Below are 24,787 nucleotides of genomic sequence, written 5' to 3'. Positions count from 1 at the left end.
CTTGACTGAACGAACAGGAAAACCGATGAGCCTCACTATTCGCCCGGCCTGCCCGGAAGACGCATCCGCTATTTACGACATGATTTATGAACTGGCCGTGTATGAAAAAGCGCCGCAAGAGGTGGTCACCACCCCCGATGAGATCCGCGAGACGCTTTTTGGCGCGGGCAGCAATACCGAAGCGTTAATCTGTGAAATCGCGGGTAAAACCGTCGGTTATGCCGTCTTCTTCACCAGCTACTCCACCTGGCTTGGCCGCAACGGTATCTATATGGAAGATCTCTATATCTCCCCGGATTATCGCGGCCAGGGCGCGGGCAGAGCGATGCTGAAACAGATTGCGCAATATGCCGTGCAGCGCCGCTGCGGCCGCCTTGAGTGGAGCGTGCTCGACTGGAACCAGCCGGCCATTGATTTTTACCTGAGCATCGGCGCGCTGCCGCAATCTGAATGGGTACGCTACCGCCTTGATGGCGACGCACTGCTGAAGTTTGCTGAATAAATGGCGTACACCGCAGCAGCGTGACGGGCATAAAGCCTCACTCCGCTGCGGTGATTTTTGTAGTAATAGCGCCTAACAGCGACAGGTGGTTTGACCTGGTGAGCGGCACTGGATTATAGGTATAGCGGGTACTATTCACTTCCTAAATCTAACGAGAAAAATATGAGCGCCGAAAACGTCTGGAATCACGCCTATACGCTCACCATCGACAGCAGCCCGCAAGCGATATGGCAGGCATTTACCGACACAGCGAACTGGAAGCGCTGGAATGCAGGCGTGAAAGCCATTCACGCCGAGGGGCCATTTGTAACAGGAACCTGGTTCACGATGGAGCTGCCGGACGGTGACAGCATCCGCAGCCAGCTCGTGGATGTCTGCGACGGAAAATACTTTATTGATGAGACCTGGGTGGATCAAACCCGCGTCGTTGTGGAACACCGCATTGAACCCTTAAGCAGCGACCAGAGCAGAGTGGTCTATGCCATCAGCACAGAAGGCCCGGACGCGCAGGCTTTCGGCGAAGGCATCAGCGCCGACTTCCCAGAGGTAATGGCAGGGCTGGCGAAATACCTGGCTGAAACCGAACCAAACATTGCAAAGCAATAATCTGTCGGGCCTCAAGCAAAGCGGGCGTAATGCCCGCCAGGAACAGAGAAAGCGGATATTTATTCAGAGAGAAGAAGAGGAGATTTCTTTCACTTCTGCCTGCGGATTCGCTTCTTTAACCGCGCGTAAAAAATCAGCGAAATTATGGTTGAAGAGGGTAATGTTGTGATAAAAACTGACCTGTTTTTCCGCGCCATCGCTCTGCCATGTCACCACCCAGTTTCGTCTGTTATTGACCCTCATGTAGCCCGGCTTCACCCGTACTATTTTTGCAAGCGGAACTTTAAGCTTCACCGTTTCCTTAATCTGATAAAAAAACTCATCATCGTAGTAATAGAGCGTGCGAGATGCGAATAAACCGAACAATGACGGTGGCGTGGAAATTTTCTTTAGCCCGTTGCTCTCCGTAATGATTTTTTTCGGATGACGTAGCGATCTATAGAAATATCTCATCAGAGTTAAAAGCAGAATGAGGGGAATCAGCCCCACTAAAACAGATAAAACTTCGCGCATACTCTTCTCCAGAGTTTCGGCAGTTGGATCTTCGCCGGTAATCAAAAGTGCAATTAATTTCAGTAAAACAACAAACGTAACGTTTTAGCTCACTCTCAATCGCTGCTGCCGAGCGTATTCATTTCCGCCAGCAACCAGCCTTCAAAGCTCTCCAGCGCGGCTTCATTGATTCCCGTCTCCGTCGGTTTTACTAAACAGAATCTTTTGCTCAGGCTTTCTGATGCAGGCCACGGTGAAACAAGCGTGCCGCAGCGCAACTCATTCTCGATATACATACGCGGAACCAATGCGACGCCCTGCCCCGCCATCACGGCCGCGATGGCCATTTCATGCAGATCGTAGCGTGCGCCCTGCGCCGGGTTATCGAGGTCTATTCCGCTCTCCTGCGCATAGCGATGCCATGCATCGGGATTCTGTCGGCGATGAATGCGCGGAAGTGCGTTTAACTGCTGATTGACGTCATCATGGGTTAACAGTGCAGGATGGCAAACAGGCAGCAGATTTTCCTGAAACAGAAATTGCATACGCATGCCTGCCCACGCGGAGTGTTCAAAATGAATAACGGCGTCAAAACCGCTGCCCGGCAAAATAAACGGATCCGTTCTGGCGGCGATATTTAAAGTGATATCTGGAAAGAACGCGTTAAAGCTGTTCAGGCGGGGAATCAGCCAGCGGCTGGAAAAGGTCGGCAGGACAGCGATATCCAGGCTTTGACTCCCTTGCGGCATGCCCATTATGTATTGCGTATCTCTTTCCAGCCGATCGAGGGTTTCACGCACGTGATGTGCGTAGCGCACGCCAAGCGGATTAAGCTTTACCCGGCTTCCCACACGGTCAAAGAGTTTACAGTTCAGCAGCGCTTCAAGGCGCGCAATCTGACGGCTAATCGCCCCTTCCGTTAACGATAGCTCCTCTGCCGCCCGGGCAAAATTTCCGTGCCGCGCTGCGGCATCAAAAGCCTGAAGCGATGCACTGCTGGGTATTTTTCTGCGCATAGAAGAGGCTCCTTGCTCTCACCTTCAATGACTAAATGTCACTGATGCATGACATAGTATCGATTTTAAGCGGTTAAACCAGCTTGTAGCATGATGAAAAATCATTGAGCAAACCTGTTTGCTTGCGTTTATGACTCATGTGGAGATGGGCTGATGTTTTATACCGTGGAGTGCTCGTATACCGATGCTGAAAGCGAGGCTGAATGGAATGCGTTTTACAGCCATCAAAAGCTACCCGCATTAATATCTGTTACTGGCTTTACCACCTCTCAACGCTTTCGTGCTCTTCAATCTGGCTGCCCGACTTATCTTGCCATTCACACTGTCGATGATGCGGATGTGCTCAGCAGTGAGGAGTACCGTTTAAAAGGAGGCGGTAATTTCTCCCGTTGGCAGGCCTGCATTACTGACTGGCACCGTAACCTCTATGCCGGCGAGGGTCTTGCGCCAGCGCTCTCTGCCAATGAAGTTCTGCTATTGAGCGCAACACAAATCGGCTTTTTAGAATCAGAACTGGGATATCAAGGACTGAAAATGGCTGCGGTGGCGCTGGATAAAAGCCCTGCCCGGCGCGTTGCCTATTTTCTGCCTGCTGAAATTGCTTCGCCCTTTACAGATATGCCCGGTGTCTGGCTCTACGGGGCTCTTACACCGCAGTTGCAGAGCACTAAAAAAGGGACGCCATAACGTCATGCCTAATCTGACTTTTTATATTTCTGAAAATCACGCTGACAAGTTCAAAAATCTCTACGATTTTACCGACAAATGCAGCGCCCTGTGCTGTGACATCCTCGGCGCAGAACGTAAAAATGTGCATATCATTTTTATCGATGTAAAGCCGGGCTGCGGGCAACCGGTCTATGCCGAGCTCTTTTACCGTCTCACTCCATTACGAATCCCCGAAGTGATGGAGAAGTTTATGCGTGAAGTGGATGTTGCCACGCAACAGGCCTCTGGTCTGACGGCCCGTATCCGCTGCTTTGGATCGCCAGCAGAACACCTTTTCGCCCGCAACTAACCCCGAGGTCGTGATGAGCCACGCTTTTCCGTTCCGCCAGATTGGCGATTTCCAGATAACCGCGTTGAGTGACGGCACAATGTCAGCCAGTCTGGAGCTGTTATCAGGCATAGCAACAGCTGATGCAGACGTTATTCAAAGCAGTGCCGGAATTGATAAGCCCGGCGATATCCATATCAACTGTTACCTTATTCGCGGCCGGGGGCGGGTTATTCTGGTCGACGCTGGCGCAGGCGCGCCGGGGCTACTCACCGCCAATCTTGCCGCAGCGGGCGTCAGCCCTGACGACGTCGATACCGTTTTATTAACGCACTGCCATCCGGATCATATTGGCGGCCTGCTCGACGCTGATAAAGAGCCGCTTTTTAAACGTGCTGAAATTATTCTGCATCCTCTCGAAGCGCAGCACTGGCGGGATGATAAAAAACGCGAAATGGCGACTGAGCGCGGGCAGCGTAATTTTTTGCTGGCGCGGCAAACCTTAGAGGCTTATGCCCCGAAAGTCCGTTTTTTCAACGGCGAGAAGATAGCTGAAGACATTCTGCCAGTATGGCTACCGGGCCATACTCCCGGGCATACCGGTTTTCGCATCGATGCCGGGAATGAATGCTTATTAATATGGGGCGATATTGTCCATTACCCGCATATTCAGTCAGCACAACCGGCTGTTTCTATTCTGTTCGACGTCGATCCCGCGCAGGCCGAGGAAACCCGGAAAAAAATAATGGAACAAGCGGTCAGCGAGAAACTGCTCATTGCAGGCATGCATTTAAATCAGGCAGGGTTTGCCCGCATTCTCCGGGATGGGAGTGGATACCGTATTGATTACGCTGAAAAATAAGTAGATTGCCTGGCTGGCGGACAGGGACGTTATGCCGCTGCGCCAGGCATTTATCTTCTCCTTCCTCACCCTCTGAATCTAACGAGGGATAAAAATTCGCTACCCATTCTCTTTTTTATCACTCCCTTTCTCGACCTTTTCGCAAAAAGCTATCACGAGACAGCCTTATGAATACCCGCCCTTTCAGTGACAAATTCAATGTCACTTCGGTGAGCTAACGTTGCCATTTTTTGTATCGCGCGCACGGTTCCGTTGGCGCGTTTCTGCCTCTCTCAAGCGTTAACACCCGCTTCGTTTACCTTTCTCCATTAACAAAAAATAGATTAATTTTTCTTATGTTTTATAGAGCGGAGCGCGATCTCCTTAGTACGAACCACTACAAAAATGCAACTGATTTAAAAGTAAAAATCGCTATTGAAAAGCCTGGATTGTCGGCGTACAGTAAAAACACTGTATATAAATACAGTATCAAACATCACTTAAAGGACATCACATATCATGGCTACTAATGAAAACAGCACCGCCATTACGGAAGTCGCCTCATTTGCAGCACTGCGTGCACGTAAGCCTGCAGCTGAGGGTGAACGTGTTTTTCTGACCTCATGGAATGCGCGGTCAGCCTCCGATCGCTCCATCAATTATGGCGACGGATGGTTTATCGGGAACCTGGTGGCGGGCAGTGACGATGGCGGTTTTATCGCCAGCAACGGTGGGGCATACCACTGGCGACGCGATACGGATATTGACGCACTCACCGTTCACGATTTCGGTGCTGTACCGGGCGGCACCGTTGACTGCGCCCCTGCCGTCAAAGCGATGTATGAATTTATGAACGGTACCTTTGCGCGTGGCGCAACCAACAATCTCTCCAGCAAAGTTGGCGTCCGTTTCGGTGCAGGCACCTATCTGATTAAGCCGCTCGACATGCGCCGTTACGGCAACAAGATCGCTGCCGACGACGCTGAACTGCGTTATAACCCAAGCGGTTACTTTGCCGCGGGTGACTTTGTCCTGCGCGGTGTGACCACCAGTTTCGGTAAACAGATTGCGACCCGCATTGTCTCAGATAAATCGAATTCAGCCGTGCTGGCGCTGAACCACCGCTATTTCTCCATTTACGGCATTGAGTGGGAGGGGCAGCAAACCGTCGAGCAGGATAAAAAGAGTAACCTGCTGATTGGCGCCACGCTTGGGGTGTTCAACGATACCGCCTCCAACAAGCAGCCGTTTCTGACCAACGAATGCGTGGGCGGTACCTTTGCTAACGTCTCCTACTTCAAGGCCAGCAATACCGGCGAGGCGACGATTTACTATCTCGACAGCCTCGACAGTAAATTTAACCAGATCTACTGCAGCAAGGTGGCGGGGCCGGTGATCAAAGTGGGCTGGAGTAACCGCCCAGTAGGCTCCTGGGATCACTCCACGGCGATTGAGCTTTCTGAATTCAACTTCCAGTACTGCTATGCCCCGGCAATCTGGATCCCGCGTCACGGCCAGGGTCTGATCCGCAACGGCTGGATCGAGCACAGCGCGGTGCCGATGGATATCAACAACGGCCAGTGGCTGATTGAGGCGCTGAGCATTGAGTCATCCACTTATGACGCCGTGTTCTTTAACTCGCGCGTTGTCATGTCGCAATGGTCAAACCCAACCGGCGTCAATTATGACCGCACCACCGCGCCTGGCAGCGATAAGTGGTTCAGCTACCCGAAAAACCCGGACGGCAGTGCGATCACCGCGATGGTTTCCGGCTATGAAATGGGCATGTCGCTGTTTCAAAATAACATTACTTATCTGGACAATCCGCTACGCGCTAAGTGGTTGAGTGGCATACTGCGCGGCACCATCGACAGCAAAAAACTGTGGCTGAATATCGGTTCGTTCCAGATGCCGCAAACGGGCACGCACTGGAAGATTGAGGTCGATTGCCGCAGCACTTACTACAGCCTGGGCGGAAGCGGTCCGATGCCGGTAAATAACGATCGCTCTGCGGGAACGCTGCATATTCACGTTGCGCGCGGTGCTGCGGACGTTCCGGCCATAACCTACTGGATGGAAGGTGCGCCGGGCATTACCGAGGTGAAGTATATTGCTCAGGATTCCAACAAGCTGCTGCCGGGCTTGTGGATCAAACTTCCGGCAACCATTGGGGAGTATGCGGTGCACGTCCGCGGCACCGGTGAAACCAGCCAGGAGAGAGGGGAATGGGCCCTCTTTAAGCCGGATGGTCAGGTGCAGGCTGAGGCACCGAACGGCGTGGACGCCGAACCCCGCGCCTCGATGCACAACGGCAAAGCGGGCTTCGGTGCGCAAAGTGATGTCGTGGCAATCAGCACCCGTTCGCAGGCCTCATCCAGCGTACCGGTTGAGCAATCCAAACCGCGCCAGTGGATGCGGGTAAATATCAACGGCATTGAGTATGCGATGCCTTACTACGCCTTTACGCCGCAGATTAAGACACAGCCGGCGGCAACCGTTTCTGTCGCCACAGGCGCTACGCTGAACCTGACCGTGGAAGCCAATGATGCCGCCAGCTATCAGTGGCAGAAATCGACCAACGGCACCAGCTGGAGCAATATCTCCGGTGCGAACAAGGCGACATACAGTAAAGATGCCGTCGCCTCGGGCGATGCGGGGCAGTATCGCTGCGTGATCAAAGGGCAAGTTGGGGCAGTGGACTCCTCGGTAACGACTAACCAGGTGACAACTAACACGTCAGTGGTGACAGTAACCGACTGATAAACCTGAGTAAATAGAAGAAAAGCCACTCTCTAAAAATCCACGCGCTTGCGTGGATTTTCTTTGCCTTCGGCTGACGCACCGTCCCCTACTCGTCTTTTAAGTTCTTACTCATATTGATGCCGGTTACGCCAAAGCCGATGGCCTCATAAACATGGCGCGCCCGCGCGTTATCACCCGCCACGCGAAGGCGGATCTGCTCAACGCCCTTCGCACGCATCTCATCCTCAAAGGCTCGCAGTGCGCCTTTGCCAAGTCCCTGCCCCTGGCAGGCGTCGAAGATATGAAAATCATAAATAAAAACGGTTTGCATCGAAGCATCGGGTTTATACCAGAGGTAGCCGACATGCTTCTCGCCCTCCGCCAACAGGCAGAGCAGAACGTGGCCCGGCGTATTAACGCCTTCCGGGAGATCGTCTGCGATCTCCTGGGTGGCTCTGGCCTGCGCCTCTGCCTCAGAAAGGCGATAGTTTGCGGCAATCTCTTGCGCATAGTCCGCAATGAAATAGTCCAGATAAGCCGGGTATTCATCCTCACGCATGGGGCGCAATGTAATCATCGGTATTCCTTTTATTAAAGCGGGATGCGCATCGCCGCCCTGAGTTATCGGCGTTCACAATAAAGCGCCCGGCGAACGCTGTCAGCATAAAAGCGCTGGCAATATGAATCGCCTCAATTGACGCGCAGCACAATTTTGCCCTGAATACCGCCCTGCGAAGCGCGCTGATGCGCGGCGGCGGCGTCACGAAGAGGATAAATGCTGTCCGTCACGATGCGCACTTCACCGCTTGCCAGCAGTTGGCCTGCTTGCTGAAGCTGCTGACCGCTGGAGCGAACCTGGGTCGAAGAGAGCGTGATCCCCCGGCGCGCAGCCTCTTGTTGCCCGGCAAAGCCGAGCGGATTGACCAGATAGAGCGCTCCACCGGGTTTAATCAGCGGCAGAAAGCGCTCCATTTTCACGCCCCCCACGGCATCCATCACCAGATCAACCGGCTGCGCGACCGTTTCTGCGGCTTGTCGGGTGTAATCAATAAACTCGCTCGCCCCCAGTTCTCGCAGCAGCGCTTCATGTTTACCGGAAGCGACGGCAATCACCCGCGCGCCCTGCCAGTGGGCAAGTTGTACAGCGAAGTGCCCTACGCCGCCGCCAGCGCCGTTAACCAGAACCGTTTTGCCCTTAAGCGAAACAGGGATATGTGGAAAAGGCTGGAAAGGGTTAGCTGCATGATGGCCGGGATCGATCAGGAACTGCCAGGCCGTCAGCAGTGACATCGGAGCTGCGGCGGCCTGCAAATAATCAATGCCCTGCGGCATTAACGCCAGTTCGTCGGCAGGCACCGCGATGTACTCGGCATAGGCTCCGCTGCCTTTCATCACATCCTGCGGAAATCTCACCATGGAAAAAACATCATCACCCGCGCGAAAACCCTGTGCACCCTCACCAATAGCCTCGGCAACACCGGCGATATCGGTTCCGGGAATAAGCGGAAAAACAGGGTTGGGCTGCCATTGCGGCGGTAACGTGCGGTAGCCATCGCGCAGATAGAGATCGGGCGGGTTAATGCTTGCCGCCTGCACCCGCACCAATACCTCGCCAGCACACGGCACTGGCCGCGGCGCATCTTCGTAACGCAATACCTGCGGCCCGCCAAATTCATGCAGTTGCACAGCTTTCATCATTGCACTCATCTTATTTCCTCTGCCTGGTATTCAGTAGCAGCAGAATATGACAGCGACTTCAGGTTGATAATGGGCCTGCCTTTCGCTTTACTTGTGCCATGAAAGAACAAATCGGTTTTGAAAGCCTGACGGGGCTGATTGCTTTCGCGCGCGCCGGATCCCTTGGCAGCTATACCGCTGCCGCGCGGGCACTGTCGGTTTCACCTTCGGCGGTCAGTAAAAGCATTCAGCGGCTGGAGCAGCATCTGGGGCTGGTGCTTTTCACGCGCACCACGCGCTCGCTGGCTTTAACGCCGGAAGGGCGCGATCTGCATGAGCGGGTTCTGCGGCTGTTACAGGATGCGCAAGAGATTGAGCAGGCGGCAAAGAGAGCCCGCGCAGAATCCAGCGGCACCGTGCGGGTTGCCGCCTCGCTGCCGGTCGGGCTCTATATGCTCGCCCCCCTGCTGGCGCAATTTCGCCAGCGTCAGCCCGAGGTGCGCATCGATCTGCGCTTGGGCGACGAACGGGTGAATATAATAGATGAGGGGATTGATGTCGCGCTGCGCATTGGCGATCTGCCCGATTCGCGGCTGTTGTCGCGCCGCCTCTCGCCCTATCGTCTCTGTTGTTACGCCTCGCCTGACTACCTGAGCAAGCACGGCATGCCGCAACATCCGGACGAGCTGGTGGATCATGAGACGGTGAACCTGCGCTATAAAAGCAGCGGGCAGCTGTTTCGCTGGCCGTTTAACGTAGGAGAGCGGGAGATGGAGTTAGTGCTCCCCGCTGCGATTGTCGTTGACGCCAGCGAAGGCGTGTTGACTACAATAGCAGCGGGCGCAGGGATTGGCATGGCAGCAAGCTTTATGGCGGCGTCATGGGTTGAGCGGGGCGCGCTTGTCCCTGTACTGGCAGATTTTGCCGTTGAAAAGCACAATCTCACCGTGCTGTGGCCTGAGAGCCGCCGCGCGAATCCCGCCGTGCGTGCCTTTCTGGATCTATTATTTGCACAGTTATAAACGCAGGTTTTTCAGAAGCATCCGCGCCTCAGGCAGAGCAGAGGCGCGGGTAAAACATTAAACGTCCAGCGTGCGAAGCACTACCAGTTCAAGGGCGTTACGCAGGACATCTTTACGGATCACATCCGTTTCAGTCTCTACGCGGGCGATCAGCGCCAGCATGATGTCTTTATTCGCCACGGTCGCTTTCACGGCCTGAAGCTCGCGTGTCACTTCATCAATGATCTCTTTTTCCGCCTCAAAGACCGAAAAAACTGACTGAAGGGTCTGCGGGAGTGTTGCGGTCGGATTATTCATTTTTATCACTCATTAAATGGGCCCGGATTACGCATGGTTGGGCCGGCAGCCTGGTAGCGAGGTAAGTTGTACAACTTACCCATGCAAACTTGTACAAGTTGCTACTATAGTGCCACTCATTCAGAACTGCAATGTCACATCTGAAATAATTCACCACGCAATGAGTTGTTATGACGCGTGCACCCGGACGCCAGTAAAGCCAGCGCCGGGTGATATCAAAAGCCCTGCTTATGCAGACATGCCGCCATCAATCACCAGTTCGGCTCCGCTGACGTAACTGCTTTCGTCGGAGGCGAGAAACAGCGCCGCAGATGCCACTTCGTCGGGATGTCCCAGCCGCTTCGCCGGAATCTGCGCGCTCAGCGTCTGCCTGACGTCATCACTCGCCTGGCTGAACATCGGCGTATCCGTGGGCCCTGGGCTGAGGGTGTTGACCCGGATGCCGCGCGGAGCCAGCTCGCTGGTCCAGGTTCGTGCATAAGATCGCACTGCGGCTTTACTGGCCGCGTAAGTGCCATACCCGGAAACCGCCATGCTGCCGGCAATCGAGCCGAGCAGCACGATGGTGCCGCCCTCGCCCATCTGCGTGATGGCCTGCTGCACCGTGAGCACCATTGCGCGCACGTTCAGGCCAAAAGCGCGGTCTATATGCTCTTCCGTACTCTCCTCAAGGCTCGCCGGTTCGGAAATACCTGACGAATAGACAAGGATGTCGAGCTTTCCTGCCCTGGTATGAATGGTGTCAAACAACCGGGTACGATCCTGGGTATTAGTGATATCGCCCGCAATCGCTTCAACGTTACCGCCAATAAGCGTCACCGCTTCTGCCAGCTGCGCTTCGCGTCGACCGGTGATGAAAACATGCGCGCCCTCTTGTGCAAACCGCTGAGCAATCGCAAGGCCAATACCGCTGTTACCGCCGGTTACCAGGGCGGTCTTACCTTCAAGTTTCAACATGGCTACTCCAGAACGTGGGATGGACGCCTGATGATACATTTCGTATATTTACCGTCAATTACGCACCTGATATACACCAGATATAGAGAAGGTAACCTTATGTCGACCGATATCCCTGCCCTGCTGGCTGAAATCAACAGCACACGCCCGATCCTTGAACAGGTCGCCAACAAATGGTCGGTGTTGATCCTCACCGTTTTGTGCAGCGAACCCTCGCGCTTTAACGCCATTAAAAGGCGGCTCGATCCTATCACCCATAAAGCCCTGACCGAGGCGCTGCGCCGCCTTGAGCGCAACGGGCTGGTTAACCGCCGTGTTATCGCCTCATCACCCGTGGCGGTCGAATACTCCATCACGCCGCTGGGCCGCTCTTTACAGGACCCTTTTGTGGCGCTGGTAAGCTGGGCAAGGCAATACGGTGTGGCGATTGAGCAGGCACAGGAGGTTTACGACGCTCGGCGCGCCACGGAAGAAGAGGTGTAATTTTCCCGCATAAACAACGGGTGCAGGATTTACGCAATGAAAGCAGATAACAACTCAAAGAAGATCCGCTTTGAGCGAAAAGCGGATATCGACCGCTGTCCGATTACCGTCAGACAGTCGCCATTAAGCGGCACAGGGTAGCGAAAAGTCTGGGGGGTTTCTGTCTCATCCGCAGCCGCATACAACATGCCCAGAGTGCTCATCAGATTATGTTCGACATGGATAGACCTCAGCGTCTGGCCTGCTCTGCATCCGATCATGAAAGGGATTCATATTACCGTGAGATATGGTCACTTCCTCTTGCTCCGCGTTTCTGGCAAAACTATAGCGGAACTGTAACGGTAACACTTCAGGTTGCACATGCAGTAGCAGCGCTCGCTCCCCTCCGGTCACGTACTCCTGTACGCTCCGGGGATCCGCTTACTTGCCGCCTTTGCGCAACTCGAATTATTTAGAGTACAGAGGCGATAAAATTTTATATCAGACGTCGGATGCGGTTTCTATGACTACACAATTTACCTTCACGATTAAGAGCGGGCGTTTTGACGAACATTATAACCCCTCCGAAAGTACGCGTATCACCACTAACTTTGCCAATCTGGCAAGAGGTCAGAACCGCCAGCAGAATCTGCGTAATACTCTGGCGATGATCAACAATCGTTTCAACAGCTTAGCCTGCTGGGATAATCCTCAAGGCGATCGTTATGCCGTTGAACTGGATATTATTTCTGTGACGATGAATATCGACGGCAGCGGTAATACCTTTCCGGCAATAGAAATATTAAACACCACGATCATCGATAGAAAAACCGATCGACGCATCGCAGGAATTACCGGTAATAATTTCTCCTCATACGTGCGCGATTATGACTTTAGCGTGCGTCTGTTGGATCACAATAAAAACCAGTCAGCATTCACTATTCCGGATGATTTTGGCGAACTGCACGGCAATATTTTCAAGCATTTTGTCCGCTCCGATGAATACAAAAATGCGTTTAAAAAACCACCGGTGATCTGCCTGAGTGTGTCCAATAAAAACGCCTATTATCGCACCGGCAATCAGCACCCTGTTTTAGGATTCGAATACCAGCAGGATGGCACATCGCTGACTGAAACCTATTTCAAAAAAATGGGCCTGCAGGTCCGGTACTTCATGCCGTCAGGTAGCGTTGCGCCGTTCGCCTTCTTTTTTATTGGCGATCTGCTGAGTGATTACAGCAATCTGGAACTTATTAGTACTATCAGCACCATGGAGACGTTCCAGAAGATTTATCGCCCGGAGATTTACAACGCAAATGCCGCAGCGGGCCTGCATTATCAGCCCGACCTGAATAATCAGGATCACTCATTAACCAAAATTATTTACGATCGCGAAGAGCGTAGCCAGCTGGCGATTGAGCAGGGGAAGTTTACGGAAAAACATTTTATCGAACCCTACAGGGATATTCTTGAGCAATGGTCTGCCCGCTATCCGCTTTGATTTATTAAATATAAGGTCACCTGCTATGAAAACATTGCTCCCCACTTCTACCGCCGGTAGCTTGCCTAAACCATCCTGGCTGGCCCAGCCCGAAACGCTCTGGTCGCCATGGAAACTGCAGGACGCAGAACTTATCGCCGGGAAACAGGATGCGCTGCGCTTGTCCCTCGACGAACAGTTACGGGTCGGAATTGATATTGTCAGCGACGGTGAGCAAACCCGTCAGCACTTTGTCACCACTTTTATCGAACATCTGAGCGGCGTCGATTTCGAGAAACGCGAAACCGTGAGAATTCGTAACCGTTACGATGCCAGCGTCCCGACCGTTGTGGGTGCCGTGGAGCGTCAGAAACCGGTATTTGTTGAAGATGCCCGCTATTTACGTCAGTTGACGAAGCAGCCAATCAAATGGGCGCTACCGGGACCGATGACGATGATCGATACGCTTTACGATAATCACTATAAAAGCCGTGAAAAGCTCGCCTGGGAGTTTGCTAAAATTCTCAATCAAGAAGCCCGTGAATTAGAGGCGGCAGGCGTGGATATTATCCAGTTTGACGAACCGGCGTTTAATGTCTTTTTCGATGAGGTCAACGACTGGGGTATTGCCGCTCTGGAAAGAGCTATCGAAGGGCTTAAGTGCGAAACCGCCGTGCACATCTGCTATGGCTACGGGATCAAAGCCAACACTGACTGGAAAAAGACGCTGGGTTCAGAATGGCGTCAGTACGAACAGGCGTTCCCGAAACTGCAAACCTCCGGTATCGATATTATCTCGCTGGAGTGCCATAACTCCCGTGTACCGATGGATCTCCTTGAACTGATCCGTGGCAAAAAAGTGATGGTCGGGGCCATTGATGTGGCGACCAGTACGGTTGAAACCCCAGAGGAGGTTGCTGAGACGCTGCGTAAGGCGCTGCAGTTCGTCGATGCCGATAAGCTCTATCCCTCCACCAACTGCGGAATGGCTCCGTTGTCGCGTCAGGTCGCCACCGGCAAGCTTAATGCTTTAAGCGCAGGCGCGGATATTATTCGCCGCGAGATTCTGAATAAATAAATCTGACGCGCGGCGAAAATAATAAAATCTGTCTGGCGACCGGGACGTTCGCCAGACATTTAATCAGTATGTAAAAACCACAGTTAGTTTCCTGCTTGCGGCGACTAAATCAGCCATGAGCCGATCCGGCCATCAGACGACTTCAACGGCTCTGCATTTTTCCTGTCCCTTCATCTGAGGCTGTTTTAGTCGTTGCCAATGCGGCACTGAGATCGGGAAGCTTATTGATCGCTTCCATCCCACAACGTTCGTCGGACTCTGCACCGCCGGTGCCCGCCATGCCGATAGCACCGATCCACTGACCGTGATATTTCACCGGCACGCCACCGCCGAGCAGCAATAACTCATGCACCGTATTGAGGTTGGCGGTCTCTGGCGAAGCCTGCGCTTGCTTCGCAAACTGCCGGGTCGGCGTTTTGGTCGACAGCGCCGTAAACGCTTTGCGCCAGGCGGCCTGCGTATTGTGCGGCCCGACGTTGTCATCGCGCATCAGCGTCACCAGGTTGCCGCCGCGATCGACCACCGCCACCACGCCCTGACGATGCATATCATGACAAACCGATAACGCTTCGGTTGCCAGCTGCGTAGCGAGCGCCTGCGTCATCTCATAAACAGTGGCGGGCGTCGCAGCCAGCGTCGTCGCGGGTCCTGCTGCCAGCAGCAGCGCGAGCATAAGACGTTTCATCTGCCCTTAGCTCCCGCGGTAGGTGGAGTAGCCATACTGGCTCAGCAGCAGCGGAACGTGATAGGTGGACTTTGTATTATCGATATGGAACTCCACCGGAATTTCCGGGAAGAAGCTTTGCTGTTTCTGGTCAGCAAAATATTTACCGGTTTTGAAGATCACCCGATAGTCGCCCGCAGCAAACGGCTTTTCCGGCCACAGAGCACTGATGCGCCCGTCCTGATTGGTGCTGGCGGTGTTGAGCACCGTCCAGTTATCCCCCTGCTTCTGCTCAAGCGTCACCGTAACATTGGCGGCTGGCAGCCCGGTTTGCTGATTCAGCACATGGACGCTCAGCGGGTTTTTATCGGCCGCGAAAGTGAAAGCGGGCGCGGCAAGCAGTGCAGCCAGGGTTAACGCAGCGATAGACTTTTTCATGTTGGATTCTCCTGTGTTGATGACCCGGCTTTTATACCTCCACGCTTGCCGCAATTGCCTGTCAGAAAGATGACCATATTGTCATCTGGCGCTGAAAGGCTGGGGCGGCTCAAAATTTCGTGGCACACTGCGCCGATGAAACTGTTACTGATTGAAGACAACCTGAAAGTCAGCGCCTGGGTGCGCAAAGGGCTTGAAGAGGCGGGCTATATCGTCGATTACGCAGCGGACGGGCGCGATGGCCTGCATCTGGCGCTGGCGCACCCGTATAGCCTGATGATCCTCGATATTATGCTGCCGGGCATGGATGGCTGGCAGGTGCTGAAAACCCTGCGTACCGCAAGCCCGGTGCCGGTGATCTGCCTTACCGCCCGCGACTCGGTAGAGGATCGGGTCAAAGGGCTGGAGCTGGGTGCGAACGATTACCTGGTCAAACCCTTCTCCTTTGCGGAACTGCTGGCGCGCGTCAAGAATCAGCTTCGTCAGCACCAGCCGCACAGCACTACGCTGCGCGTCGCCGATCTGGTGATGGATTCGGCGCGTTTTCAGGTGACACGAGATGGCATGCCCATCGCGCTGACGCGCAAAGAGTTTATGCTGCTATGGCTGCTCGCCAGCCGTCACGGTGAGATCCTGCCGCGCACGCTGCTGGCAAGTGAGATTTGGGGTGTCAATTTCGACAGCGAAACCAACATTGTTGATGTCGCCATTCGCCGCCTGCGCCGCAAAGTCGATGACCCGTTTGCGCAAAAGTTGATCACCACCGTCCGGGGCATGGGTTACTGCCTCTCCGTGCAGGAGCCAGGCGATGTATAGCCCCTCTCTGACCCTCAGGTTGACGGCGATTTTTACGCTGATCATGGCGCTGGCCTGCGGCGGCATCAGCCTGATCCTCTATAACGCCTTGCGCAGTGAGCTGGTGTGGCGCGACGACCAGACGCTGCTCAACCGCGCCGCGCAACTGCGCCAACTGCTGGAAGATGGCGCTCAGCCGGAGTCGCTGCCGCTCTACTTCAACCGGATGGTCGATATTCGCCAGGATATTCTCAGCATCCGCCCGCAGCAGGCGCAAAACGTCACCATTAACCATACCGGCATCGCGTTGCCGGATATCGCACCAACCCCGGTTAACACCCCGCCCAGCGCGCAGCAGCTGCACCGCTGGCGCAGCACGGATGATATGGACGCCTCGGCGCTCAGCCTGCAGGCCAACTCCCCGCACGGGCCGGTCACCGTCACGCTTGCCCGTGTGGCACGCGAGCGGGCCATGATGCTTGAGCGCTACCGCCAGCAAAGCATTCTGGTGTCACTGGCGGCCATTCTGCTCTGCGCCGCCCTTAGCCCGTTGCTGATTCGCCGTGGGCTGCGGGCCATTGGCCGCCTAAGCCAGATTGTGGCCGAGACCGCCAGTGACCGGTTAAATCAGCCGGTGCCGTTGCAGGCGATCCCGCAGGAGTTGCTCCCCCTTGGCAAGGCGCTTAACGCCATGCGCCAGAGCCTGTCGACAGACTTTATCCGCCTCACCCAGTTTGCCGACGATCTGGCCCATGAGATCCGCACCCCGATCAACGTTATGTTAGGCCAGAATCAGGTGGCGCTGGGCCATCAGCGTTCCGTTGCCGAGTACCAGGCGCTGCTCGAAGGGAATATTGAGGAGCTGGAAGCGCTGTCACGGCTGACGGAAAACATTCTCTTCCTTGCGCGCGCCACGCATCGCAATATCAGGCTCAATCAGGAAACCTTCTCGCTCAGTGAGGCGCTGGAGATGGTGGTCGATTTTCTCGAACCGCTGGCGGAAGAGCGTGAAATGGCGATCGAGCTGAATGCGCAGGGCAGCCTCACCGCCGATAAGATGTTGTTTCAGCGGGCGATAACCAACCTGCTGATCAACGCCATTCGCTATGCGGCGGGAAACGGCACCATTGCCGTCAGCACAATTCAGGGTGGTGACTCGGTTGAAATTGAAGTGGCGAACGACGGGGAGCCGCTTGCCGAGCCGGAGAAAGCCTTCGAGCGCTTCTGGCGGGGAGATAATGTCCGTCACACCGCCGGCAGCGGGCTGGGGTTATCGCTGGTGAGCGCCATCGCCGCGCTACACGGCGGCAGCGCCTATTATCGCCACGCGCAGGGCAAGAACATTTTCGGCCTGCGTTTGCCCACCTGACACGTCGCGCAAATAGCATTAAAAGGTGTAAAGCAGCGCCGCGCCATACAGGCCGAGGCCATAGGCCAGATGCGTCAGCAGGCTGAATACCCGCGCCCGCCACGGCCTGGGCGTGCGCGAGGCCGCAATGCCAAAACCCAGCGCCGGCTGCATAATCAGCCAGGGCGCAGGCAGCGTAAACACGCCTGTCAGCACACCCGTCAGCAGAAGCGGTTCGCGCAGCCATGACGAACCCTGGAGCAAAAATGGGATCGCCGCAAACAGAATGCCGGTGAGGTAATGGAATGCCCAGCCGGTAAAACTTTCCCCTTTGATGGAAGGCGTGGAGAGGATGGTGTTATGCCCCCCCTTTCCCCGCGCGAGCCACAACAACCAGCGCCCCACCAGCCCATAGTTAAGCGGCGGCACGCAAAGCAGCTTTTTCTGACACATTGACCAGCCATCCATCAGCAGCGTTGCGCCAATGCCGGTGACGATGATGTGAAGCACAAGAGCGTTATCCAATTTTCCTTCCCCTGATAAAGAGATGCTAAGGTGTCGGCGAGTGTGCAACGTGAAGTGAGGTTTAAGTCAACGGTGAAAGAGCTGGATATTGGGGAAGTGGCGGCGCTTTCCGGCATAAAGCCCTCCGCGCTGCGGTTTTACGAAAAGAGGGGCTTAATCAAACCGATTGGCCGCAACGGGCTGCGAAGGCAGTATCCGCAAAGCGTGCTGAGTAAATTGCAGCTGATAGCGCTCGGCCAGGCGGCAGGCTTCTCGCTCGATGAGATGGCGGCAATGTTAAACCCGCAGGGCAAGGTCGCTATCAACCGCGAGCAACTTCAGCAGCGCGCGAAGGCAATTGATGAGACCATTTGCAAACTGCAATTATTCAGCGAAGGGCTGAAGCATGCCGCCCGCTGCCCGGCGCCGGAGCATACGGAGTGTGCGTCGTTCAAAAAACTGGTGAGCAGAGGGCTGCGGCTGATCGCGCGCAAATAACGTCAACGCAAATGCATTACTTATCACGATAGCGGGTCGAGCGACTCTCCTTCTTCGCCGAGTGCATCCAGCAGCGGCCATAGAGGGTTGACGCGAAGTGGCGACCGCGATCGTCAGTAATCTGGCAGCGGCAGGCAAAAGGCTCAACGGAGGCGGCGCCTTCAATTAACGCCGCGTCTTTAATCTGCGGCCTGAAGTCGAGAGTGATGCTAACGTTGCTTACCCACTCATGCGGGATACGCTGTCTGTTCAACAAATTTGTCAGCATATTCGTGTAATGGCGCACCAGAAAATGTATCAGCTTATCGCTAGCCTCAGGCTGAGATAAGGGAAACGAAAGATCTACAGACGTCCCCCCATCTCTGAGCGCAAAGTGCTTTAGCAGCCCCAAAGACCAGTAGCCATGAAAATCATTATTGCGGCTCACAAAGCTCGAATTGAGCGCGTTAGCGATGCCTTTAAGCTCACGTCGCCTTGCCATCATTACTCCCTGTTTGCAGATCAACGGCCTCGCCAATATTAGGGGTTGCGCACCTGTTATTGCCTTTCAAAAGATTATCCATGTTAGAACATGGCGTTAGTCTTTATGAATATACACGCGCACATTACAGGAATCGCTATGCCATATACATCAGCAACGCCGCGCCTCTTTTACCGCACGCAGGGAGAAGGTCCGTTAGTCATCATGCTTCATGGTCTGTTGATGGATAGCAGATGTTGGGTGGATAACGGCTTCATCTCTGCGTTGAGTCCTCATTTTCAGGTGGTGTGTCCGGATCTGCCCGGCCACGGGGCGAGCGATAAACCTGATGATCAGGCTGGCTACACCCAACAGCGCCAGGCGTTAGCCATCGTCAATCTGATGGATGAGCTGGGTTATGAAAAAGCGCATATCATCAGCTACTCTGCCGGGGCCTGGCTGGCAATGGAGTTGGTCAATGCTCACCCGGAGCGCCTGCACTCGGTGGTATTGGGGGGATGGGATTGTGAGGCTGGCCTGCCTGAAACGCCTGTTGGCAAGCTGACGTTTGAGATGTTTATCACTTATGCCCGCCAGGTCGCCCCGGAACTCACCGCCTCACTCACCCCTGAGGATGAAAAAGGGGCTGAACGCTTTTTTAATGAACTGAGAAAACATGCTCAGGACGCGGAGGCCTTTTTCCCCTGCCCTGTTCCCCTGCGGTTTTGGGCGGGCGTTGACGACCCCTATCACGCCTCCATGGCTGCGTTAGCCACGCGCTATGCCGTACCGCTTTTCGCCGGTATAGGCGATCACCTGAGTGAAGTTAATCATCCAGAAAGTGCCACCGTCAGTGCGATCAGCCATTTTATCAGCTGCGCTCAACGGCACGGTTAATATAAAAAGTGCGTTACGGACCCGTCGCTTCAGTTGAACAAGGATAGACCCTATGCCCGCTCATCAGGAAACCTACTGGAACCGGATGGTTCCTGAGCTTACCGTTACCCATTTTGCTGCCTCGCTGCATTTTTATACCGATGTGTTGGGTTTCACAGTGATGATAAAACGCAGCGACCCCGACTTTGCCTATCTTGCCCTCGGTGAGGCGCAACTGATGATTGAGCAGTATCATGCGCAGGGCTGGAACACAGCAGAACTGGTCTCGCCATTAGGTCGCGGGGTGAATTTTCAGATTGAGGTGGACGATATTGAGGCGGTGCAAAACCGCCTGACAGCAAACAACATAGCTCTCTATCGTCAGCTTCAGGATAATCACTATCACATCGGTGAAACCTTAGCCTGCCAGAGAGAATTTCTCGTGCAGGATCCGGATGGCTACCTGCTGCGCTTTAGCCAGTACATCGGGTAATTAGAGGCCTGAAGCTTTCAGGCATCATTCAATTTTCTGCAATTTCATATGCAAAAGCGGATAGGGTCTGCCCTGTCCATCGTGCTCAGAGCGGCTCACGACTACAAAACCCTGCTGTTGATAAAAGCCCACCGCTTGCGGGTTCTGTTCATTGACGTCCAGCTCATGCGCGCCCTGCGCGATGGCGTGTCGCAGGAGCACTTTGCCGATGCCTTTTCCGCGCTGGGCGGCATCGACAAACAGCATCTCAATCCTGTTGTCGCTGACGCCAACAAAGCCGACGACGGAACCATCTTCAACCAGCCGGGCAATCGACAGCGTGACGGCAGGAAAATAGAGATTTTCTAACAGCGGGCGTAGCGCCTCAATATCCTCCTCCGGTAAGAAATCGTGGGTGGCACGCACCGATGACTCCCATATTTTCAGTAACGTCTGGTAGTGAACGGGCATGCCCGCTTCAATCGTTATCATGATTTCCCTCTCTGTGATGGCTTAACAGCGCGGAATGCATATTAGCACCCCGCAATGCCAGCTACACTTTCAGCGGCTTAAACGAATGGAAACCAGTTATCAAAGAGGTCACACAATGAGCACTTCAACCTTCACGCTATACGTCACCTATTACGGCGATCCGCAGAGCCGTTTTGACCGGGACTACTACGTCAACAGTCATATTCCGCTGGTGATCAAAGCGTTCCAGCCCTATGGCCTGCTCAGCGCAGCTGCCCTCTTCCCGGCCGTTGAGCAGACGGGAACCGTCGCCATCGCCGAGTGCGTTTTCCGCGATGAGGAGGCGATGAAAGCGGCGTTTAACTCGCCAGAAGCGCCAGAAGTGACGGGCGATGTGCCGCACTTTACCGATCTGACGCCGAGCCTGTTGCGCGCCGTTGCGCTTTAAGCGCGAAATCACAAGGCCGATGCTGATGCACCGGCCTTCTCATTTTTACTGTGCGGCAAGTGCCGTTACGAAGTCGCGGTAGGTGTGCAGCGGGCGGCCAAGCAGCGCCACCAGCCGCTCCCGGTCGCCCTCATTTGGGATCATGCCGTGGCTGACGTAGCGCTCGGCCATCAGACGCATTTCATAGGCCATCCATTTCGGCATAAATTCCGCCATGCCCGCTTCAAAGGCATCCGGGCTGTCTCCGCCATACATCACCTCACGTCCCAGCACATCGCGCCAGATTGCCGCCGCATCATTACCGGTCAACGTATCGGGGCCGACGAGATTAATGGTCTCGATGGGCAGCTTATCCCTCGCCTGGTCGCGCCGAATCAGCTCAATAGCCGCCACCTCGGCGATATCGCGCGTATCCACCATCGCCAGCCCGCGGCTGCCAATCGGCATTGGGTAAACGCCGTGGTTAACGATTACCTCCTTAATCATCACCTCATTGTCGATAAAGTAGGTGGGGCGCAGAATGGTGGCGCTGAAGTTCATCGCGGTCAGCATGCGCTCGGCACCATATTTAACCGCGAAATGCGGCACATTGACGGCGTCATCTGCGCCAAAGACCGAGAGATAAACTACGCGCTCAATGCCAGCTTCCCGGGCGATGTTGAGCGTAATCAGCGTCTGGGTATATTCATCGGCAGCAACCGCATTGAGTAAAAACAGTGTCCTAATGCCGCTCAAAGCTGCTCGCAGGGCATCAATATCCAGCAGATCGCCTTTAACCACCTCCACATTGCCGGCAAATTCGGCCTTTGCGGGATCGCGGGTCAATACGCGGATATCAGCGCCGCGGCGAAGCAGTTGGTCAACAACGTGGCGGCCAACGCGGCCGGTCGCTCCGGTAACAAGAATAGTCATGATGTTTACTCCGTACTGTCTGGTGGGTGTAACCAGAGACTATCCCGATCCATTTTTGCCCGGAAGAGGCTATTATTTGCACACTCTGTTCCAAAAATGAGACAGCTAATGGATATCAACGCCTTAAAAGAGTTTCACCTCATCGCGTCAGCAGGCGGGATTGGTGCCGCCAGCCGCGCCAGCGGGAAGCCGAAGGCCACCCTTTCGCGCAGGCTAACCGATCTTGAAGAGTCGCTGGGCGTACGGCTGGTGGAGCGAGGCGGCCAGAAGCTAAAGATCACCGAGGCGGGCGAACGCCTATTGGCACGCACGCTGGGCGCGATCCGTGAAATTGATGAAGCGGCTGAATCGGCGCGGGAAGATAATGCCGCGCCCGCAGGGTGGCTGCGCGTTGCCGCCCCGCTGCTCTTTTCGCAGCTGGCGCTGGGGCGGCTGATGGCGGAATTTCGCCAGCGCTACCCACAGATCCACATTGAGGTGGTTTCTGAAAACCGCATGAGCGATTTGGTGGAAGAGCAGTTTGATGTGGCGATCCGCATTAACCCGCAGGCAAACAGTTCGCTGGTTGGCCGGTGCTTCGCCAGGGACAAGCTGGTACTGGTCGCCGCGCCTTCTGTCAGCCTGCCCGAAGTGGATGGGCAAAGTGTGCCGACGATCCCGGCGGTGGTCATGTCAACGCATATTGAAGGAAGTGACTGGATCGTTGAGAACGGACAGCGCCGTTTTACTCCGCAGCCGGTGATACGCCTCTCCTCGCTGCTGACCGTCCGCGATGCAGTTCTGGCGGGTGCCGGTGCGGCGATGATGCCGAAGTCGATCGTCAGCGCTTATCTTGCGAGTGGGGAACTGATGAGCTGGGGAGAGGCCGATACGCTTACCGAACTGTGGGTGCTGCACACATCGCGTCGGCTACAGAGCCCGAAAGTGAAGGCGTTTGTGGAATTTATCTGCGCATACTATCCCGCTGGCTGGTTCTCTACCTGAGGCGAGCGGGATATATGGTGAAAAAGAGTGGGGGTCAGTCACTGCTCGCTGACGGCAAGGCCCTCGCTGGCAACGAGGCGAATAGCGGATTCATACACGTCGTTCATCCCATCCACCGCCTGCGCTTTTCCCTTTTGCAACTGCTCAAGAATCCCCTCTTTTTCAACGCGTTTTCCCGCTGAAATTAACGAGGATACCGCGTGCCCGATAACCATGTAGACTTCACTTACCCGTTCTGAACTTATGATATCCATTCACTTCCCTCCCGCGTAGATGCCACACCCGTAATTACTCGCTGCACGAGCAGTTACGTGAGCAAGGTCTGCGATGTTGTCCCATATATTTATAAAGTAATTTACCTGCAAAATCATCACTATTTAATGAGGATCGTCTGAAGGTGAGTTAAATATTTTTTCGGTTTTAAAGAAGATGTTAGATATTGATACAGCTGAAGGTTTTGTGACAATGGAAAATAAAAAAGGAGTGACGAAATAATCTTTCTGGCGAATAAAAAGTTAAAAAAGTGGCAGGGGACATCATCTCCTGCCGACTATAATCCGACAACGGCACCGAAACCATGTGCGCTTTATACCCCCAGTGTGACGAAGAAAGCTTAGAAAAACCTTAACGCCCCGACCTTTTCGACACGTTAACCAGCGCCGCTCGCTGAAATATACCAATGCTACCCCCCTGGTTTTTGCTTAAGGATCTACTCAGCTAAACAGTCCACGCGCGGTATGATATCGCTTCAGTCACATGTGGAGCAGAAGATGGACAAGGACACACTGGTTAGCCTGGTGAAATTTAAGCGCTGGATGGATGGCGAAACCCTCAAGGCTATTAAGGCGATCGACGAAACGGCGCATCCGCAAAAGCGCCACCTGATGATCCGGCTGATGAACCATATTTATGTCGTCGACATGATTTTCAGGGCTAATCTCACCGGTCAGCAGCACGGTTACACCGCGCTAAATACCCCGGAAACGCCCACCCTGGAAGAGCTTGAAGTGAAGATGGCCGACTGCGCGGCGTGGTATATCGAGCATATTGGCGCCCTCTCCTCGTGCGATCTTGAAAAAGCCATCACCTTTCGTTTTGTCGACGGAGGCCATGGTGAGATGCGCGCCATTGATATGCTCAACCACGTGCTGTTCCATGGCACCTACCATCGCGGCGCGGTGGGCTGGATGATTTCAGAGTGCGGCGGCGTCGCGCCAAAAGATGTGCTGACGGTTTTTCTGCGCGATCATAATCACTGACGGCTTCACCTTTTCTGAAAGCAAATCAGGAGCCAAACCATGCTGATGTACACCACGATAGGCAGCAACGATTTACCGGCGATGACCCGTTTCTATGATGCGATTTTCGCGGTGCTGGGCGTGCCGCGCATTCCCGCGTGGAGTGAAACCTGGGCGATGTGGGGCGAACCGCCAGAGAAGGGGTTTAGTTTTTGCATCTGCCCGCCGTTCGATAAAAAGAGGGCGACGCCGGGTAACGGGACGATGTTCGCCTTCCGGGCAAGCAGCGCAGAGCAGGTAAGGCAATTTCATGCCGCAGGGCTTAAAAATGGCGGCAGCGATGAGGGTGCGCCCGGTCTCCGTGAGGCCTACGGGCCGGATTTCTATGTTGCCTATCTGCGGGATCCGGAGGGGCATAAGCTGGCCTGCGTATGCCATCCCTGGCACCCGGAAATAGATAACCCAGCCTGATAGTTCTTGTGTTATTACTGGTCAGGCTTAAAAAACTGT

General features: G+C 54.5%; 32 protein-coding genes. 19 read left to right on the top strand and 13 right to left on the bottom strand.

Annotated features, from left to right (window positions below; genetic code table 11):
- The first annotated feature begins 25 nt into the window (after positions 1-25).
- The gene (locus ACWPW2_RS21220) at positions 26-502 is read left to right on the top strand and encodes a GNAT family N-acetyltransferase (protein WP_042716233.1); all 477 of its coding nucleotides are present in this window, start codon (positions 26-28) and stop codon (positions 500-502) included.
- Positions 503-664: 162 nt separating this feature from the next.
- Complete coding sequence (locus ACWPW2_RS21215; RefSeq protein WP_438918800.1) at positions 665-1,108, top strand: SRPBCC family protein; 444 nt, start codon at positions 665-667, stop codon at positions 1,106-1,108.
- Positions 1,109-1,171: 63 nt separating this feature from the next.
- Here the strand turns inward: ACWPW2_RS21215 and ACWPW2_RS21210 are convergent, their stop codons facing one another.
- Together ACWPW2_RS21210 and ACWPW2_RS21205 are read right to left on the bottom strand one after the other, a co-directional pair.
- Entirely contained in the window at positions 1,172-1,621 is a 450-nt protein-coding gene (locus ACWPW2_RS21210) for a hypothetical protein (RefSeq protein WP_454125192.1), read from the bottom strand.
- Between the two features lie 95 nt (positions 1,622-1,716).
- Positions 1,717-2,616, bottom strand: coding sequence for a LysR substrate-binding domain-containing protein (locus ACWPW2_RS21205; protein WP_454125191.1), 900 nt, complete (start codon positions 2,614-2,616; stop codon positions 1,717-1,719).
- Positions 2,617-2,769: 153 nt separating this feature from the next.
- Between ACWPW2_RS21205 and ACWPW2_RS21200 the strand changes: the two genes are divergently transcribed.
- From ACWPW2_RS21200 to ACWPW2_RS21185, 4 genes are all read left to right on the top strand, one after another.
- Entirely contained in the window at positions 2,770-3,303 is a 534-nt protein-coding gene (locus ACWPW2_RS21200) for a sugar ABC transporter (protein WP_454125189.1), read from the top strand.
- Positions 3,304-3,307: 4 nt separating this feature from the next.
- Positions 3,308-3,634: a hypothetical protein gene (locus ACWPW2_RS21195; protein WP_454125187.1), complete on the top strand. Its 327-nt coding sequence runs from the start codon at positions 3,308-3,310 to the stop codon at positions 3,632-3,634.
- Between the two features lie 13 nt (positions 3,635-3,647).
- Positions 3,648-4,475 (top strand): MBL fold metallo-hydrolase, encoded by an 828-nt coding sequence (locus ACWPW2_RS21190; RefSeq protein WP_454125185.1) that lies wholly within the window; start codon positions 3,648-3,650, stop codon positions 4,473-4,475.
- Positions 4,476-4,973: 498 nt separating this feature from the next.
- Complete coding sequence (locus ACWPW2_RS21185; RefSeq protein WP_454125183.1) at positions 4,974-7,214, top strand: hypothetical protein; 2,241 nt, start codon at positions 4,974-4,976, stop codon at positions 7,212-7,214.
- Between the two features lie 88 nt (positions 7,215-7,302).
- On the opposite strand, the gene ACWPW2_RS21180 is transcribed toward ACWPW2_RS21185, so the two are convergent.
- The gene (locus ACWPW2_RS21180) at positions 7,303-7,773 is read right to left on the bottom strand and encodes an N-acetyltransferase family protein (protein WP_454125182.1); all 471 of its coding nucleotides are present in this window, start codon (positions 7,771-7,773) and stop codon (positions 7,303-7,305) included.
- A 113-nt stretch (positions 7,774-7,886) separates the two neighbouring features.
- Positions 7,887-8,903: an NADP-dependent oxidoreductase gene (locus tag ACWPW2_RS21175; RefSeq protein ID WP_454125180.1), complete on the bottom strand. Its 1,017-nt coding sequence runs from the start codon at positions 8,901-8,903 to the stop codon at positions 7,887-7,889.
- A gap of 89 nt (positions 8,904-8,992) precedes the next feature.
- Here ACWPW2_RS21175 and ACWPW2_RS21170 point away from each other — a divergent pair, with 89 nt between their 5' ends.
- A complete protein-coding gene (locus ACWPW2_RS21170) occupies positions 8,993-9,895 on the top strand; it encodes a LysR substrate-binding domain-containing protein (RefSeq protein WP_454125178.1) in 903 nt (300 codons plus the stop codon).
- A 57-nt stretch (positions 9,896-9,952) separates the two neighbouring features.
- Here ACWPW2_RS21170 and ACWPW2_RS21165 read toward each other — a convergent pair whose 3' ends face one another.
- Positions 9,953-10,192 (bottom strand): biofilm development regulator YmgB/AriR family protein, encoded by a 240-nt coding sequence (locus tag ACWPW2_RS21165; RefSeq protein ID WP_076770223.1) that lies wholly within the window; start codon positions 10,190-10,192, stop codon positions 9,953-9,955.
- Positions 10,193-10,420: 228 nt separating this feature from the next.
- The gene (locus ACWPW2_RS21160) at positions 10,421-11,149 is read right to left on the bottom strand and encodes an SDR family NAD(P)-dependent oxidoreductase (RefSeq protein WP_454125175.1); all 729 of its coding nucleotides are present in this window, start codon (positions 11,147-11,149) and stop codon (positions 10,421-10,423) included.
- Between the two features lie 99 nt (positions 11,150-11,248).
- Between ACWPW2_RS21160 and ACWPW2_RS21155 the strand changes: the two genes are divergently transcribed.
- The 3 genes from ACWPW2_RS21155 (at position 11,249) to ACWPW2_RS21145 (ending at position 14,169) form a co-directional block, all read left to right on the top strand.
- Positions 11,249-11,632, top strand: a complete 384-nt coding sequence (locus ACWPW2_RS21155) for a winged helix-turn-helix transcriptional regulator (RefSeq protein WP_023479848.1) — start codon at positions 11,249-11,251, stop codon at positions 11,630-11,632.
- Between the two features lie 502 nt (positions 11,633-12,134).
- Positions 12,135-13,112, top strand: a complete 978-nt coding sequence (locus ACWPW2_RS21150) for a DUF1852 domain-containing protein (RefSeq protein WP_454125173.1) — start codon at positions 12,135-12,137, stop codon at positions 13,110-13,112.
- Positions 13,113-13,137: 25 nt separating this feature from the next.
- On the top strand, positions 13,138-14,169 hold the full coding sequence (locus ACWPW2_RS21145; RefSeq protein ID WP_454125171.1) for a methionine synthase: 1,032 nt from the start codon (positions 13,138-13,140) through the stop codon (positions 14,167-14,169).
- A 142-nt stretch (positions 14,170-14,311) separates the two neighbouring features.
- Here ACWPW2_RS21145 and ACWPW2_RS21140 read toward each other — a convergent pair whose 3' ends face one another.
- Together ACWPW2_RS21140 and uraH are read right to left on the bottom strand one after the other, a co-directional pair.
- Positions 14,312-14,854, bottom strand: coding sequence for a GlcG/HbpS family heme-binding protein (locus tag ACWPW2_RS21140; RefSeq protein ID WP_139965189.1), 543 nt, complete (start codon positions 14,852-14,854; stop codon positions 14,312-14,314).
- A 6-nt stretch (positions 14,855-14,860) separates the two neighbouring features.
- Positions 14,861-15,271, bottom strand: a complete 411-nt coding sequence (gene uraH / locus ACWPW2_RS21135; RefSeq protein WP_438918792.1) for a hydroxyisourate hydrolase — start codon at positions 15,269-15,271, stop codon at positions 14,861-14,863.
- Between the two features lie 135 nt (positions 15,272-15,406).
- On the opposite strand from uraH, the gene hprR reads away from it, so the two are divergent.
- Positions 15,407-16,087, top strand: a complete 681-nt coding sequence (gene hprR, locus ACWPW2_RS21130) for a response regulator transcription factor HprR (RefSeq protein WP_454125169.1) — start codon at positions 15,407-15,409, stop codon at positions 16,085-16,087.
- On the top strand, positions 16,080-17,435 hold the full coding sequence (locus ACWPW2_RS21125; protein ID WP_454125167.1) for a heavy metal sensor histidine kinase: 1,356 nt from the start codon (positions 16,080-16,082) through the stop codon (positions 17,433-17,435). Before hprR ends, ACWPW2_RS21125 begins: the two co-directional genes overlap by 8 nt.
- A gap of 18 nt (positions 17,436-17,453) precedes the next feature.
- Here the strand turns inward: ACWPW2_RS21125 and ACWPW2_RS21120 are convergent, their stop codons facing one another.
- Positions 17,454-17,939, bottom strand: a complete 486-nt coding sequence (locus ACWPW2_RS21120; RefSeq protein ID WP_333871184.1) for a DUF2938 domain-containing protein — start codon at positions 17,937-17,939, stop codon at positions 17,454-17,456.
- A 72-nt stretch (positions 17,940-18,011) separates the two neighbouring features.
- Between ACWPW2_RS21120 and ACWPW2_RS21115 the strand changes: the two genes are divergently transcribed.
- Positions 18,012-18,416, top strand: coding sequence for a helix-turn-helix domain-containing protein (locus ACWPW2_RS21115; protein WP_128483999.1), 405 nt, complete (start codon positions 18,012-18,014; stop codon positions 18,414-18,416).
- Between the two features lie 16 nt (positions 18,417-18,432).
- Here ACWPW2_RS21115 and ACWPW2_RS21110 read toward each other — a convergent pair whose 3' ends face one another.
- Entirely contained in the window at positions 18,433-18,669 is a 237-nt protein-coding gene (locus ACWPW2_RS21110) for a hypothetical protein (RefSeq protein WP_139965185.1), read from the bottom strand.
- A 366-nt stretch (positions 18,670-19,035) separates the two neighbouring features.
- On the opposite strand from ACWPW2_RS21110, the gene ACWPW2_RS21105 reads away from it, so the two are divergent.
- The gene (locus ACWPW2_RS21105) at positions 19,036-19,773 is read left to right on the top strand and encodes an alpha/beta fold hydrolase (RefSeq protein ID WP_454125164.1); all 738 of its coding nucleotides are present in this window, start codon (positions 19,036-19,038) and stop codon (positions 19,771-19,773) included.
- A gap of 52 nt (positions 19,774-19,825) precedes the next feature.
- On the top strand, positions 19,826-20,245 hold the full coding sequence (locus ACWPW2_RS21100; RefSeq protein ID WP_454125162.1) for a bleomycin resistance protein: 420 nt from the start codon (positions 19,826-19,828) through the stop codon (positions 20,243-20,245).
- 24 nt (positions 20,246-20,269) lie between these two features.
- Here ACWPW2_RS21100 and ACWPW2_RS21095 read toward each other — a convergent pair whose 3' ends face one another.
- On the bottom strand, positions 20,270-20,716 hold the full coding sequence (locus ACWPW2_RS21095) for an acetyltransferase (protein ID WP_454125160.1): 447 nt from the start codon (positions 20,714-20,716) through the stop codon (positions 20,270-20,272).
- Positions 20,717-20,831: 115 nt separating this feature from the next.
- Here ACWPW2_RS21095 and ACWPW2_RS21090 point away from each other — a divergent pair, with 115 nt between their 5' ends.
- On the top strand, positions 20,832-21,143 hold the full coding sequence (locus ACWPW2_RS21090) for an EthD family reductase (protein ID WP_023479732.1): 312 nt from the start codon (positions 20,832-20,834) through the stop codon (positions 21,141-21,143).
- Positions 21,144-21,188: 45 nt separating this feature from the next.
- Here the strand turns inward: ACWPW2_RS21090 and ACWPW2_RS21085 are convergent, their stop codons facing one another.
- Positions 21,189-22,055: an SDR family oxidoreductase gene (locus ACWPW2_RS21085; protein WP_454125157.1), complete on the bottom strand. Its 867-nt coding sequence runs from the start codon at positions 22,053-22,055 to the stop codon at positions 21,189-21,191.
- A gap of 108 nt (positions 22,056-22,163) precedes the next feature.
- Here ACWPW2_RS21085 and ACWPW2_RS21080 point away from each other — a divergent pair, with 108 nt between their 5' ends.
- Positions 22,164-23,039 (top strand): LysR family transcriptional regulator, encoded by an 876-nt coding sequence (locus tag ACWPW2_RS21080; RefSeq protein WP_454125155.1) that lies wholly within the window; start codon positions 22,164-22,166, stop codon positions 23,037-23,039.
- Between the two features lie 38 nt (positions 23,040-23,077).
- On the opposite strand, the gene ACWPW2_RS21075 is transcribed toward ACWPW2_RS21080, so the two are convergent.
- Positions 23,078-23,293, bottom strand: coding sequence for a hypothetical protein (locus ACWPW2_RS21075; protein ID WP_023479768.1), 216 nt, complete (start codon positions 23,291-23,293; stop codon positions 23,078-23,080).
- Positions 23,294-23,809: 516 nt separating this feature from the next.
- Between ACWPW2_RS21075 and ACWPW2_RS21070 the strand changes: the two genes are divergently transcribed.
- Complete coding sequence (locus tag ACWPW2_RS21070) at positions 23,810-24,298, top strand: DinB family protein (RefSeq protein WP_454125153.1); 489 nt, start codon at positions 23,810-23,812, stop codon at positions 24,296-24,298.
- 39 nt (positions 24,299-24,337) lie between these two features.
- Positions 24,338-24,748 carry a VOC family protein gene (locus tag ACWPW2_RS21065; protein ID WP_454125151.1) on the top strand — a complete coding sequence of 137 codons (411 nt, stop codon included), beginning with the start codon at positions 24,338-24,340 and terminating at the stop codon, positions 24,746-24,748.
- Positions 24,749-24,787: the final 39 nt, after the last annotated feature.

Source organism: Kosakonia sp. Marseille-Q7440 (assembly GCF_965119485.1).
Note: the sequence above shows the minus strand (reverse complement) of the source record. Positions and strands in the feature narration are given on the sequence as shown.